The organism is Flavobacterium niveum, assembly GCF_055231775.1.
The window spans coordinates 453,984-466,667 of the sequence record NZ_JBUYSX010000003.1 but is presented as its reverse complement, the minus strand read 5'-3'; the positions used below and the strand labels follow the sequence as shown (position 1 = coordinate 466,667).

General features: G+C 44.6%; 11 protein-coding genes. 8 read left to right on the top strand and 3 right to left on the bottom strand.

Features of this window, described 5'->3' with window-relative positions; translation table 11 throughout:
- Positions 1-41: 41 nt before the first annotated feature.
- Both ACZIX4_RS10460 and ACZIX4_RS10455 read left to right on the top strand, forming a co-directional pair.
- Complete coding sequence (locus ACZIX4_RS10460; protein WP_463335579.1) at positions 42-2,060, top strand: beta-galactosidase; 2,019 nt, start codon at positions 42-44, stop codon at positions 2,058-2,060.
- Positions 2,061-2,107: 47 nt separating this feature from the next.
- On the top strand, positions 2,108-3,268 hold the full coding sequence (locus ACZIX4_RS10455; RefSeq protein ID WP_463335578.1) for a glycoside hydrolase family 88/105 protein: 1,161 nt from the start codon (positions 2,108-2,110) through the stop codon (positions 3,266-3,268).
- Positions 3,269-3,332: 64 nt separating this feature from the next.
- Here ACZIX4_RS10455 and ACZIX4_RS10450 read toward each other — a convergent pair whose 3' ends face one another.
- Entirely contained in the window at positions 3,333-5,636 is a 2,304-nt protein-coding gene (locus ACZIX4_RS10450; protein ID WP_463335577.1) for an acyl-CoA dehydrogenase family protein, read from the bottom strand.
- A gap of 129 nt (positions 5,637-5,765) precedes the next feature.
- On the opposite strand from ACZIX4_RS10450, the gene ACZIX4_RS10445 reads away from it, so the two are divergent.
- Positions 5,766-6,317, top strand: a complete 552-nt coding sequence (locus ACZIX4_RS10445; protein ID WP_463335576.1) for a hypothetical protein — start codon at positions 5,766-5,768, stop codon at positions 6,315-6,317.
- An 11-nt stretch (positions 6,318-6,328) separates the two neighbouring features.
- Entirely contained in the window at positions 6,329-7,138 is an 810-nt protein-coding gene (locus ACZIX4_RS10440; RefSeq protein ID WP_463335575.1) for a DUF6438 domain-containing protein, read from the top strand.
- A gap of 2 nt (positions 7,139-7,140) precedes the next feature.
- Here ACZIX4_RS10440 and nudK read toward each other — a convergent pair whose 3' ends face one another.
- Positions 7,141-7,722: a GDP-mannose pyrophosphatase NudK gene (nudK, locus tag ACZIX4_RS10435; protein ID WP_463335574.1), complete on the bottom strand. Its 582-nt coding sequence runs from the start codon at positions 7,720-7,722 to the stop codon at positions 7,141-7,143.
- 137 nt (positions 7,723-7,859) lie between these two features.
- On the opposite strand from nudK, the gene pdxH reads away from it, so the two are divergent.
- From pdxH to ACZIX4_RS10415, 4 genes are all read left to right on the top strand, one after another.
- Positions 7,860-8,504, top strand: a complete 645-nt coding sequence (gene pdxH, locus ACZIX4_RS10430) for a pyridoxamine 5'-phosphate oxidase (protein ID WP_463335573.1) — start codon at positions 7,860-7,862, stop codon at positions 8,502-8,504.
- Positions 8,505-8,618: 114 nt separating this feature from the next.
- Positions 8,619-9,128: a SixA phosphatase family protein gene (locus ACZIX4_RS10425; protein ID WP_463335572.1), complete on the top strand. Its 510-nt coding sequence runs from the start codon at positions 8,619-8,621 to the stop codon at positions 9,126-9,128.
- Positions 9,106-11,226, top strand: a complete 2,121-nt coding sequence (ppk1, locus tag ACZIX4_RS10420) for a polyphosphate kinase 1 (protein WP_463335571.1) — start codon at positions 9,106-9,108, stop codon at positions 11,224-11,226. Before ACZIX4_RS10425 ends, ppk1 begins: the two co-directional genes overlap by 23 nt.
- A gap of 29 nt (positions 11,227-11,255) precedes the next feature.
- A complete protein-coding gene (locus ACZIX4_RS10415; RefSeq protein WP_463335570.1) occupies positions 11,256-12,146 on the top strand; it encodes a Ppx/GppA phosphatase family protein in 891 nt (296 codons plus the stop codon).
- Positions 12,147-12,148: 2 nt separating this feature from the next.
- On the opposite strand, the gene ACZIX4_RS10410 is transcribed toward ACZIX4_RS10415, so the two are convergent.
- Entirely contained in the window at positions 12,149-12,550 is a 402-nt protein-coding gene (locus ACZIX4_RS10410) for a response regulator (protein WP_463335569.1), read from the bottom strand.
- Positions 12,551-12,684 lie beyond the last annotated feature (134 nt).

Genomic DNA, 12,684 nt, shown 5'->3' with positions numbered 1-12,684 from the left:
TTATTAAAAATAAGAGATTATTTACGGCCATAATTATATTCATGGCTTTATTTGCTCATGCCCAGTATACATTTGATAAACCGCTTTACGGTGCGGCCTATTATAGTGAATACACGCCAACCGACCGCCTGGATAAGGACATTGAGATGATGAAGCAAAGCGGCGTAACCGTGGTAAGGATAGGGGAGTCGTCCTGGGGGCTTTTTGAGCCGAGCGAAGGTAAGTTTGAGTTTGCCTGGATGGACCGTATTGTGGAAAAGTTCCAGAAAGCAGGGATTAAAATCATCTTTGGCACACCTACCTACAGCATTCCTGCGTGGATGGCAAAGGCGTATCCTGAAGTGCTTTCGGTGAAAACCAATGGCGAAAAAAGCTATTACGGCATCCGCCAGAATATGGATTTCTATAATGCGAAATACCGTTTCTTCTGTGAGCGTATTATCCGTAAGCTTATGGAGCATTATGCCAAAAATCCTGCAATCATCGGTTACCAGCTGGATAACGAGCTTGTGGCACGTGGTGTAAACAACGACGATTATTTCGAGGGGTTTAAGGACTTTGTGAAGCAGCGCTTTAATAACGACCTGGTGAAGCTCAACAAAGAATGGGGCCTTAATTACTGGGGCATGAACATTTATAACTGGGATGAGTTTTATGCGCGTAATGGCGTTACCAACCCATCGTATAAGTTGGAATGGGAGCGCTGGAACCGTAAGGCACTGGCCGATTTCCTGAACTGGCAGGCCGACATTGTTAAGGAATACAAGCGTAAAGACCAGTTCATGACCCACTGTTTTATGCCGCATTTTAACGACATAGACCACGTGGAATCGTTCAGGCAGATGCAGTATCCGGCTATAAATGTGTACAATAAAGTACAGGATAAACAGGATGGGCGTTATATAGCCTTTGCAGGCGACTATATGCGTACGGTTATTAAAGGCAATTATATAGTTACCGAAACCAATGCTAACGGTATAGGTTGGGACCTTAAAAATTATTACCCTCCTTACGACGGGCAACTCCGCCAGAATATGTACAGCCACCTGGCCAGTGGTGCCAATATGGTAGAATACTGGCACTGGGCTACACTGCATTACGGGCAGGAAACCTACTGGGGTGGGCTTTTGGGGCACGATCAGGAACCGAACCGTGTGTACAATGAGTTTGCGGCTTCGGCTAAGGAAATAGGGAAGATAGGCGAGAAGCTGGTCAACCTTAAAAAGCAGAATAATGCAGCGCTGCTGTTTAGCCATGATTCGTATTTCGGGCTGAATTTCATGCCTTTTTCTAACAATGATAATTACGAATTCATAAAGAAACTGCACCAGTCGCTTTATGACCAGAACATAGAAGCCGATATTATCCCCTGCGACCAGATGAGCGATTTCAGCCAGTACAAGCTGCTGATTGTACCGCCGCTGTATGTGGCAACCGATGCGCTTTTGCAAAAAATAGACGCTTATGTTAAAAACGGCGGTGAGGTGGTAATGCTGTTTAAATCCGGTTACTGCAATGAATATGATGCCGTACGTGCCATGAAGGCACCGGGGCCGCTGCGCAAAGCCTGTGGGTTTTATTACCAGGAATATTCCACAATCGGGAGCCTTGATTTTAAAGAAAACAGCCTTGGGGTAACCAAGTCTGCAGCAAACTCGTGGTTTGAGTTTTTAGTACCTGAAACTGCAAGGACACTTGCTTCTGTAGACCATCCGTTCTTTGGTAAATGGTCTACCGTAACCGAGAATGATTACGGCAAGGGCCACCTTGTATATATTGGCACTGTACCTTCAGACGAGCTGTTGTTTACCATAGTGAAGAGGTCGGCACAACGGGCAGGCGTATTGCCACTGGAAGGCAAATACAATTTCCCAATCATACTGCGCGAGGGTACTAACGGTAAAGGCAAAAAAGTGCATTACCTGTTTAACTACAGCGCTGCACCGCAACAGGTGGTTTACCCTTACGGAACGGGGGCTTCATTGCTGGATAACCGCACCGTTAAAAAAGGTGAAACCATAACCCTGCCGGCGTGGGGCGTGGTAATCACCGAGGAGTAATTAAAATATTTATGGATTAACATACTTACTATTATATTTTTAATAATATGAAACGAATACTTTCAGGCAGTATATTAGGGCTTACACTGGTACTGACAGGCTGTGGGACACAAAAAAGCGCTACGGCATCTACCGAGAAAATCCCATCTAAGGCTTCTGTAACAGAAGTTATGGAAAGGGCAAACAGCTACTTTATGAAAAAATGGCCCGATCCGGGGGCGCCTACCTTTGGTGGGGGCAAAGAACGTTCCAGTAACCTGTGGACACGCGGTGTGTACTACGAGGGGCTTATGGCGTTGTATTCGGTAGACCCGAAAAAGGAATACTATGATTACGCCGTACAATGGGGCGAACGCCACAAATGGGGGCTTCGCGGTGGTGTGGAAACCAGGCATGCGGACAACCACTGTGCCGGGCAAACCTACATAGACCTGTATGAACTGGACGGAAAGAAACACCCGGAATGGGTAAAAGACATTAAGGAATCGATAGACCGCATGATGGCTACCGACAAGATAGACGACTGGAACTGGATTGATGCCCTGCAAATGGCCATGCCCGTGTATGCTAAATTAGGCAAGCTTTATAACGACCCGAGGTACTACGAGCGTAACTACCAGATGTATGCCTATACCAAAAACAAACATGGTGTAAACGGCCTGTACAACCCAGAAGATAAGCTGTGGTGGAGGGATAAGGATTTTGTACCTCCTTATAAAGAACCAAACGGCCAGGACTGTTACTGGAGCCGTGGCGATGGCTGGGTAGTGGCTGCACTGGCACGTACACTGGAGATTACCCCTAAAAACGACCCGCATTATGCCGAATACCTTCAGGATTTTAAAGACCTGCTTTCGGCATTGCCGCCAATACAAAGGGAAGACGGCCTATGGAATGTAAGCCTGCACGACCCCACTAACTTTGGCGGAAAAGAAATGACCGGCAGTGCACTGTTTGTATACGGCATGGCGTATGGCATAAACAACGGTATTGTAGACCGCAAAACCTACCTGCCTGTATTGCTTAAGGCATGGAACGCCATAGTAACCGACTGCGTACAACCAAACGGTTTCCTGGGCTGGGTACAGGGTACCGGCAAAGAGCCGAAAGACGGCCAGCCGCTATCCATATCTAAAGAACCCGATTTTGAGGATTATGGGCTGGGCTGCCTGCTGCTTGCAGGTAGCGAGGTATACAAGCTGAAATAATAGTGTAATAGGGATATATTTAAAAGGTGCTGTCTCAAAACTGAGGCAGCACCTTTTTACTTTTTTAAGCTTCTTCTATTTTATTGGCGGCAATAGCCCCAAGGCAGTTTTCAGGGATGTTAAAGGCATCGACCAACGGCACGGCATCCTGGCGTATTTCCCAGCAGAGCTGGCTGACCAGTTTGCGTACGGCTTTGGTTTTTACGCCTTCCATATAGCCTTGTTCCAGGTACCAGGCTTTGTGTTCTTCAAGTTTATTCAATGCGAAGAGCTGGTACAGGCCGGTAAGCGGTTCCTTCAGGCTTTGGTCGGTTACAGTCTCCTGTTTTGCCTGGAATTGCTCTAAAATCACCCTGTCCAGGTACGAATCAGATATTTGCAGCATGTGCGGGTGCATAATGTTGGCCGCATCAAAAGGTTCCAATCCATCATCGGTGAGCTTTTTAAAGCGTCTTGCGGCAGAATTTACCAACTCACGTTCGCGGTATTTAAACGCCTGTAAATGGAAGGCAGGGTCTTTGAGGTGGGTTTCGTCGGTATTTCGGGTTGCAAACGGGTTCTTTTCAGTAATGCCTGTTTTGGCCTGCTCCACTACATAATTAAAAATGGTACTCACGCTCATTTCACCAAATTGCTTACGGAATTCACCCAAACGGTTCTTTGCAGTAAGCTGCATTAATACGGTATTATCCCCCTCAAAAGTGGTATAAATCTCAGTGTCGTTTTTCAGGTCGTCTATGCGGTTTTCGCTCAGGTAACCCTTTCCTCCACAAGCCTCGCGGCATTCCTGTAGTGTATTGCGTACATTCCACGTAGTGTAGGATTTAAGCCCGGCGGCAAGTGCTTCAATTTCCTGCATATCGGCTTCGCTGCGGTTTATAAATCGTTTGGTAAGGTATTGCAGGGCAAAGGTAAGCGCGTAGGCATTGGCCAGGTAGGGCATCAGGCGGCGCTGGTGCATACGGTAGTTGAGTATCGGTACTTCCTGTCCGCTTTCGGGGCCGAACTGCCTGCGTTTGTCACCGTATTTAATTGCTGTGGCAAGGCCTACCTTACCGGCTGCCAGCGCAGAACGCGGTATACCGATGCGGCCGCCTACCAGCGTACCCAGCATGGTAAAGAACCTGCGGTTATCGCTCGGGATAGGGCTTTCAAATTCACCGTTTTCATTTACGCAGGCAAATTTATCCAGCATATTTTCGTAAGGAATCTCCACATTATCAAAGGTAATGATACCGTTATCTACACCGTTAAGGCCCATTTTGTGCCCGCAATCTTCAATGGTAACACCCGGTAGCGTCTGCTTCTCCTTATTACGTATGGGCACTATAAACGCATTTACGCCGTAATCCTTACCATCAATTATAAGCTTGGCAAAAACCGTGGCGGCTTCACCATGTACGGCAGCGTTGCCTATGTATTCCTTTCGGTCGTATTTCTCGGGAGTGTGTATGGTAAACGAACGGTTAGCATGATTGTACGTAGCCGTAGTACGGATGCCTTTTACATTACTGCCATGGTGGGTTTCGGTCATGGCAAAACAGCCGGGCAGTTCCAGTGAACCTATGGCAGGCAGGTATTTTTTATGGTGCTTTTCGGTGCCGAGGAACATAACGCTCATACCCCAAAGGCCAAACTGCACGCCAAATTTAATAACAAGGCTCAAATCCTGGTAGCTCAGGGTTTCCATAATGGCAAAGTAGGCTTCCATATCGCCTTTGCCACCGTAGGCAACAGGGTAGGCGTAGCTGCCCATGCCTTCATCGGCGAGTACCTTGCACCAGCCAAGCACCTGTTCGCGGAAGGCATTAATATCGCTGTCTACCACGGGGGTAAAATCCTTGCGGCTGATGATGTCTTTAACTTTATTGATAATATCGGAATGGTCGGCATCCAGCAGCGCTGTCATGGCGGCGGTGTCAAACGTATGCTCGGTATTGTGCTGTGCTGTAATGCTTTCCTTTTTTCGGTAAGCCGAAAGCGCATCAACGCCTATAATCCCCAGTTGTTGTTCCAACAGGGCAACGGCAGGGGCTATTTTGGCAATATCTTCGTCCTTAACGGCAATACGTTCGGCATTGGCTATAAGGATGCCAAGGTCGGTAAACGATGCAGTTTTAGGATTGGCTTGCAGTACGGTATCAATCTTTTCCCTCCAGTGGAACAGCTCCGAACGTGTGGGTGGTATACCTGCATCTATTTTAGACCGTAAAAAATCTTTTTCGGCTTTGGTGAGCCAGTCCTGTTTGCCTATAAAATCGGCTATGGCTTTGTATTCCTCGGTGGTGAGTTCGCTGTCCTGCCAGGCGTGGTAGAGCAGGGGGAGCAATATGTTTAGTTTTGGGTCGTTGTTAAAGGTAATATCCATTTTGATTGTAATTGTGCGGATATAAAAATAAGCATTATCTTACGGTACTGTTTGTAAGGGAGTGTTAAAAAAGATGCTGAGTTACTGAGAAGCTTAGATACTTAGTTTAAAAATATAGTTGTTAAAAAAATGCATGGCCAACCGATATCGGAATTATCTAAAAAAATAGGAGTGGTAATTACAGATACCCCCGGGCATGTTTTGGTTACCCAATACTTTAGCATGAAGAATACCTGGGTAAGGGATGGTGTTGTAATTTTTATGATGATATTTTCTATCTGTGCTGTATTTGTTGTTACAGCAGGTTTTCAGTGGCTGCCCATGGTGCTTTTGGCTTTGGGGTTACCGTTAATGGGCTATAGTATGTATATGGTACTGAGCATGGCACGCGATTTTGTAAAGGTATCGCCCGGCCATATTTCATATAAATACAGGTTACGGCAGAAAGAAATATCCTATACCGCCGATACGGTTTTAAACCTTAGTTACCATGAAGATACTGTAAGCGGAAGGTATAATACCTACCATTATTTTATAGTGCATATAATGGTAAAATCAGGACAAAAGCATGAAAAGGTGTTTTCTGTATATACCGATGCCAAATACAGGAATGAAGCACTGTATGTGGCCAACCACGTGTTACATCTTATAAAATCTAAAGGGTTGAAAAGCGAATATTAAAAACAACAACCATGAAAAATATTTACTTTCTGTTATTACTGTTTAGTGCTGCCGTGTGGTCACAGGAATTATCGCAATTAAAAGGTACATGGATATCTAAGGAAAGCGATATTATTATGATTGATAGTGTAGCAGAACATACAAATATAATTGCGACATTAAATGACAGCCAAGAATTGGCATTATCAATTGAGAAAAAGAAACTTAATTTTACTGAGGAATTTTATTCATCAAGGGAAGATTATAAAAAGCTGCATACCTCTATGTATAGCTTTAAAATACTGAAATTGTCAGAAACAGAACTGTGGTTAAAACCTGTATCCAAACTTTCTAAGAGCTTTTTTCAAAACAGAAAGATGATTAAATTCACTAAAGATAAATTTAATGTTGATGCGGCGCTGAATTTTGAAAAACTTATATTTCATACCACGCCATGTTTTGGTACCTGTCCGGTTATAGATATAGAAATTAAAGCAAGCAGAACCACGTACATTCAATATGAGCCAAAACCAATGTTTGTGTTTGAAGGCGAAAAAGAAAAATTGGGCAGGTATGAAGGGGTAATTGCCGATGATTTATATCAAGAACTCTTGGAAATTTTATCAACAAGTAATATCAGGACATTATATTTCCCGGAACAGTGGGGAGCAGACGCGCCTGAAATTACCATTATCCTATATTATAACGGTGAGCGGAAATACCTCAAATCCATGTTCCCGCCAAAAGTAGCTGACAGGCTTATTGACTTTTTATACGCACTTCCAAAAAAAGCCAAATTACCGCCTACAGAAGTGGTCAGGAAGCTTGAAGACAAGCCATAAGGCTACCCTAAAATCCCTTCAATCTTAGCCCATTGCAGCAGCATAACAGTTTTGGCATCCTTGATTTCGCCACTCTTTATCATGCCGAATGCTTCTGTAAACGGCAGTTCCAGTACCTCTATAAACTCCTGTTCTTCTTCAAGGCCACCGCCGTCACCACTTTTAAGGGCATCGCTGTAAGGCGCGGCAAAAAAATGTATGGTCTCAGTCACTGAGCCTGGCGACATATATACCTCCATAATGCGGGTAACTTCGCCCACAATATACCCGGTTTCTTCCTGGGTTTCGCGGCGAATGTTTTCCTCGGGGCTTTCGTTGTCCAGCAGGCCGGCACAGGTTTCTATAAGGCGTGCTTCGGGGTTACCGTTATAATAGGTGGGTATGCGTACCTGGCGGGTAAGGATTACGGTGCCTTTTTCCTTATTGTACAGTAATATGGTAGCGCCGTTGCCACGGTTGTATACCTCGCGTACTCCTGTTACAGTTTCCCCGTCAGGAGTGGTGGTCTGGTAGGTAACTTTGGTCAGGGTACCCCAGTTGTTGCTTAGCAGTTCTTCGCTCAGTATGGTAATATTTTCGGGCATTGCTTTCTTCTTTGTTTGTAAAGGTAACGGTAAAGTGCGAAAAAACGTACTGCCGCCTGTAAAATTATAGGCATGCTTTCGTTAGCCATAAACCACCAAAAGCGTAACTTTGCTTTACAAACAAAATACCCGAAGCCATGAGCGACCTGAGCAATTACCGCCGTTCTTACGAAAAGAGCCAGCTTGATGAAACCCACCTGCCCGAAGACCCTATAAACCTGTTTAAGAAGTGGTTTATAGAGGCAGAGGAATTTGGTATGTCAGGCGAGGTAAATGCCATGACGGTTAGTACAATGGGGCTGGACGGCTACCCGAATTCGCGAGTGGTGCTGCTTAAGCAGTATACTTACGAGGGCTTTATTTTCTTTACCAATTATAATTCCGATAAGGGGAAGGCCATTGCCGAAAACCCTAACGTATGCCTGTCGTTCTTTTGGCAGGATATGGAGCGTCAGGTAATTATAAAGGGTAAGGCTGAAAAGACTACCGTGAATATAAGCGACGGTTATTTTGACAGCCGCCCCGATGGCAGCAAACTGGGTGCAATAGCATCAGAACAGAGTAGTGTAGTGCCATCCCGTGATTACCTTGATGACAGGCTTACGGTTGTAGAGAAAAATTACAAGGGAAAAGTAATTCCACGCCCGCAGCACTGGGGCGGTTACCTTGTAAGGCCGGTGAGCGTGGAGTTTTGGCAGGGCAGGCCAAACCGTATGCACGACCGTATCCGTTTTATACTACAGGATGACCATTCATGGAAGGTGGTAAGGCTGGCGCCGTAAAAATTAACAGAATAGAATTTTTATCATAATTTTAAGAGCAAATTAACTATTTGGGTGGCATTGCTTTAATAATTTTTGTAAATTTAGTTATAATCATTTCAAAAACAGAAGCGTATGAAAACCCTTATATTGATCCGCCATGCTAAATCGAGTTGGGATGCACCCCTTAACGACAAGGATCGCCCGCTGAGTACCCGTGGCATACAGGACGCCCACCTTGTGGCAGCAAAGGCTGAAGACAGCCTGCCAAAATCGTATATAGTATGGAGCAGCACGGCACAACGCGCCCGTAACACGGCCTATATTTTTGCCGAAACGCTTTCGGTACCTATAGATACTATCAACTTCAGGGACGACCTGTATACTTTTGACCACAAGTCGCTGGCAAAAGTGGTAAAAACCTGCGATAACCAATTTGATAACCTAATTCTTTTTGGACATAATGATGCGATTACTAATTTTGTTAATACCTTTGGGAACCGCGATGTGGAAAATGTGCCTACGTCGGGGTTTGTTTCCATGACGTTTGATACAGACGACTGGAAAAACCTTACCAAAGGTTCAACAGATGTGCTAATCTTTCCAAGAGAATTAAAAAAATATGATCCATCATTCACCGGTTAACCGGTATAACGACAGGGAAAAAAGCTGGCTCGCATTTAACGCTCGCGTATTGCAGGAAGCCGCCGATGAAACTGTACCATTATTAGACCGACTTCGTTTTTTAGGGATATTCTCCAATAACTTTGATGAGTTTTTCCGTGTACGCTATGCCGCCATTCGCCGCCTGAGCCTGGAGGGCATAACCAGTGAAGAACTCCCACTTACCGACTCGGCACACAAGCTGCTGGGCGAGATTACAGAAATTGTTATAGAACAGCAAAGTGAAAGCCTCCGCATCCTGAGCCGTATAGAAAAGGAACTGGAAAAGGAGAACATCTTCATGCTGAATGAAGCCCAACTGAACCGTGAACAGGAGCAGTTTGTAAAGGATTTCTTTTTGCAAAAGGTGAGCAATGAGCTGGTAACCATTGTACTTAACGACCTTAAGGAGTTTCCGCTGCTTAAAGATACTGCGGGCTACCTTGCGGTAAAAATGGTATTGCCACCTAAAAGAGAGGGCGATGGCGAAAAGCGTGTACGCTATGCCATTATAGAAATGCCGCGAACCGTGAGCCGTTTTGTAATACTGCCATCGGTAAACGAGAAGCATTTTATCATACTGCTTGATGATGTGGTACGTTATAACCTGAATAATATTTTCAACATCTTTAACTACGAGAGCATTTCGGCACACATGATCAAGATTACCCGCGATGCCCAGCTCGATCTTGACTCAGACCAGAGCAAGAGCCTTATGGAGAAGATTTGGACCGGGGTAAAAGACCGTCGCATTGGCGAGCCTGTTCGTTTTGTGTACGATGTATCTATAGAGGAAGATACACTACAGTACTTCCTTGAAAAACTAAACATAGATTCTACCGATAGTATTATACCCGGCGGGCGCTACCACAATCGCAGGGATTATATGGATTTCCCTACGCTGGGCCGCACCGACCTGCTGAGCCAGCAAAACCCTCCGCTGCCGGTAAACGGCCTTACACTGGAGGGCAACATTCTTCAACGCGTAAAAAAGAAAGATTACCTTATATATGCGCCTTATCAGTCGTATTCGTATGTGATTAAATTTTTGCGTGAGGCAGCGCTGGACCCAAAAGTGCAGAGTATTAAGATAACGCTGTACAGGCTTGCAAAAAACTCGCAGATTATCAGTTCGCTTATAAATGCTGCCAAAAACGGCAAAAAGGTAACAGTACAGATAGAGCTACAGGCACGCTTTGACGAAGCCAGTAACATTACCTATGCCGAAATGATGCAGACTGAGGGTATCAATCTTATTTTTGGTGTGAAAGGGCTTAAGGTGCATAGCAAAATATGCCTTGTAGAGCGTCTTGAAAATGGTAAAATAAAACGCTATGGCTTTATATCTACCGGTAACTTTAATGAAAGTACCGCTAAGATTTATACTGACGTAACGCTATTTACCGGCCACCAGCAGATAATGAAGGAGGTAAGCAAGATATTCGACTTTTTTGACGTAAATTACAAAGTACATCGCTACAAGCACCTTATAGTATCGCCGCACTATATGCGGAATAAATTCTATAAGCTGATAGACAGGGAAATACTGAATTCTATAGCAGGAAAAGAAGCCTATATAAAGCTGAAAATGAACAGCCTTACCGATTTCCGTATGATAGACAAGCTGTATGAAGCCAGCCGCGAGGGTGTACGTATACAGTTGGTTATACGTGGTATGTGCTGCCTTATACCGGGAGTACCTGGCATGAGCGAAAATATTGAAGCGATAAGTATTGTAGATAATTACCTGGAACACCCGCGTATTTATATTTTTGCGAATGCGGGCCATCCGGATATTTATATTTCGTCGGCAGATTTTATGACGCGTAATATTGATTCGCGTGTAGAAGTTACCTGCCCTATATATGATGAGGATATTAAGAAGGAGCTGCTGGATACCTTTGAGATAGGGTGGAAGGGCAACGTTAAAGCCAGGCTACACAGCGAAGGTATGGAAAACAAATACCGTAAAAAGGCCAATGCTAAACCGTTCCGTGCGCAGCAGGAAACCTATAATTACTACCGCAACAAGCTGGAGGTAATTTATACCACCGTTAGCCCAGAAGGCACGGAAGAGTAACACGATTTTAAAGACACGAGCTAGACTACATGATTACTATAAAAAAATATGCTGCTATAGATATTGGTTCAAATGCCATGAGGCTTTTGGTATCTAATATCGTGGAAGCACCCGGAAAAGAAACTGCGTTTAACAAAGCCTCGCTGGTGCGCGTACCCATACGCCTCGGCCAGGATGCTTTTACTGTAGGGGAAATTACCGAGGAAAATATAGAACGCATGGTAGATGCCATGAAAGCCTACAGCCTGCTTATGAAGGTACACAAAGTAGAACGCTATACAGCTTGTGCTACATCGGCTATGCGTGAGGCTTATAATGGCCAGGAAGTAGTGGATATTATACAGCGTGAGGCCGATATTAAGATAGATATTATAGACGGCAAAAAGGAAGCAGCTATTATTGCGGCTACAGATTTGCACGATTTTTTAAAACCCGGGCACAATTACCTGTTTGTAGACGTGGGTGGCGGCAGTACTGAATTTTCATTATTTGCCGATGGTAAGATAGTGGCATCTAAATCATTTAAGAACGGTACCGTGCGCCTGCTGAACAATATGGTGAATGATGTTGTATGGCACGAAATAGAAAAATGGATTAAAACCGTTACCGAACAGTATGAGAATATTAACCTCATAGGTTCTGGCGGTAACATAAACAAGCTGTTTAAGCTTTCGGGTAAAAAGCAGGATAAGCCGTTGTCTTATTTTTACATACAGAGCCAGTACCAGCAACTGAGCAGCATGAGCTATGAGCAGCGTATTACCGACCTGGAACTGAACCCGGACCGTGCTGACGTAATTATCCATGCCACGCGCATTTACCTCAATGCCATGAAGTGGAGCGGTGCCAGGAACATTTACGTACCTAAAATAGGATTATCTGACGGGATAGTGAAGGCTATGTACCACGGTACACTATAAGCCTATTCCAGCGCCAGGAATTTTTCCTCTATTTCCATGATTGCGGCAGTAGTAAGCGGCTTGGAGCTGAAACTTACGCCACGGCCTTCGGCTACTTTCATGTCGTCGGGGTTTTCAGATGTGCTGAGCATGGTTATGATGCGGCTCTTCTTTTGCGTTTCTTCGAGCGCAAAATAAGCATCTAAAAACTCCCAGCCGTTCATGCCGGGCATATTTATGTCGAGGAAAATAAGGTCGGGCAGTGCGTCGGTATCAGCGGTTTTTATGGCATTAAGCGCTTCATCTGCCGAAAGGTAAGCGGTAACTGTAATCTCGGGGTTATGTTTTTTGATGGCCCTTTCATGAAAAAAGTTGTCAATCTTGTTGTCATCAATAAGCATTATCAGCTTTATCTGTCTGTCCATATTAATCAGTTATAGAGCTGAAATCCAATGCTTTTGTATGGTATAAGCCTTTTGTGTACAATGCGTTCAGCGATTAGTTTTAGTAATTTTGGATATGTTTATTTTCTTGGGATATAAAACAGGGGAAATTTACC

Coding starts and splice junctions, on each gene's coding strand:
- ACZIX4_RS10445 (WP_463335576.1), top strand. CDS start 5,766: ATGCATGGCCAACCGATATCGGAATTATCTAAAAAAATAGGAGTGGTA.
- ACZIX4_RS10415 (WP_463335570.1), top strand. CDS start 11,256: ATGATTACTATAAAAAAATATGCTGCTATAGATATTGGTTCAAATGCC.
- ppk1 (WP_463335571.1), top strand. CDS start 9,106: ATGATCCATCATTCACCGGTTAACCGGTATAACGACAGGGAAAAAAGC.
- ACZIX4_RS10425 (WP_463335572.1), top strand. CDS start 8,619: ATGAAAACCCTTATATTGATCCGCCATGCTAAATCGAGTTGGGATGCA.
- ACZIX4_RS10455 (WP_463335578.1), top strand. CDS start 2,108: ATGAAACGAATACTTTCAGGCAGTATATTAGGGCTTACACTGGTACTG.
- nudK (WP_463335574.1), bottom strand. CDS start 7,722: ATGCCCGAAAATATTACCATACTGAGCGAAGAACTGCTAAGCAACAAC.
- ACZIX4_RS10410 (WP_463335569.1), bottom strand. CDS start 12,550: ATGGACAGACAGATAAAGCTGATAATGCTTATTGATGACAACAAGATT.
- ACZIX4_RS10440 (WP_463335575.1), top strand. CDS start 6,329: ATGAAAAATATTTACTTTCTGTTATTACTGTTTAGTGCTGCCGTGTGG.
- pdxH (WP_463335573.1), top strand. CDS start 7,860: ATGAGCGACCTGAGCAATTACCGCCGTTCTTACGAAAAGAGCCAGCTT.
- ACZIX4_RS10460 (WP_463335579.1), top strand. CDS start 42: ATGGCTTTATTTGCTCATGCCCAGTATACATTTGATAAACCGCTTTAC.
- ACZIX4_RS10450 (WP_463335577.1), bottom strand. CDS start 5,636: ATGGATATTACCTTTAACAACGACCCAAAACTAAACATATTGCTCCCC.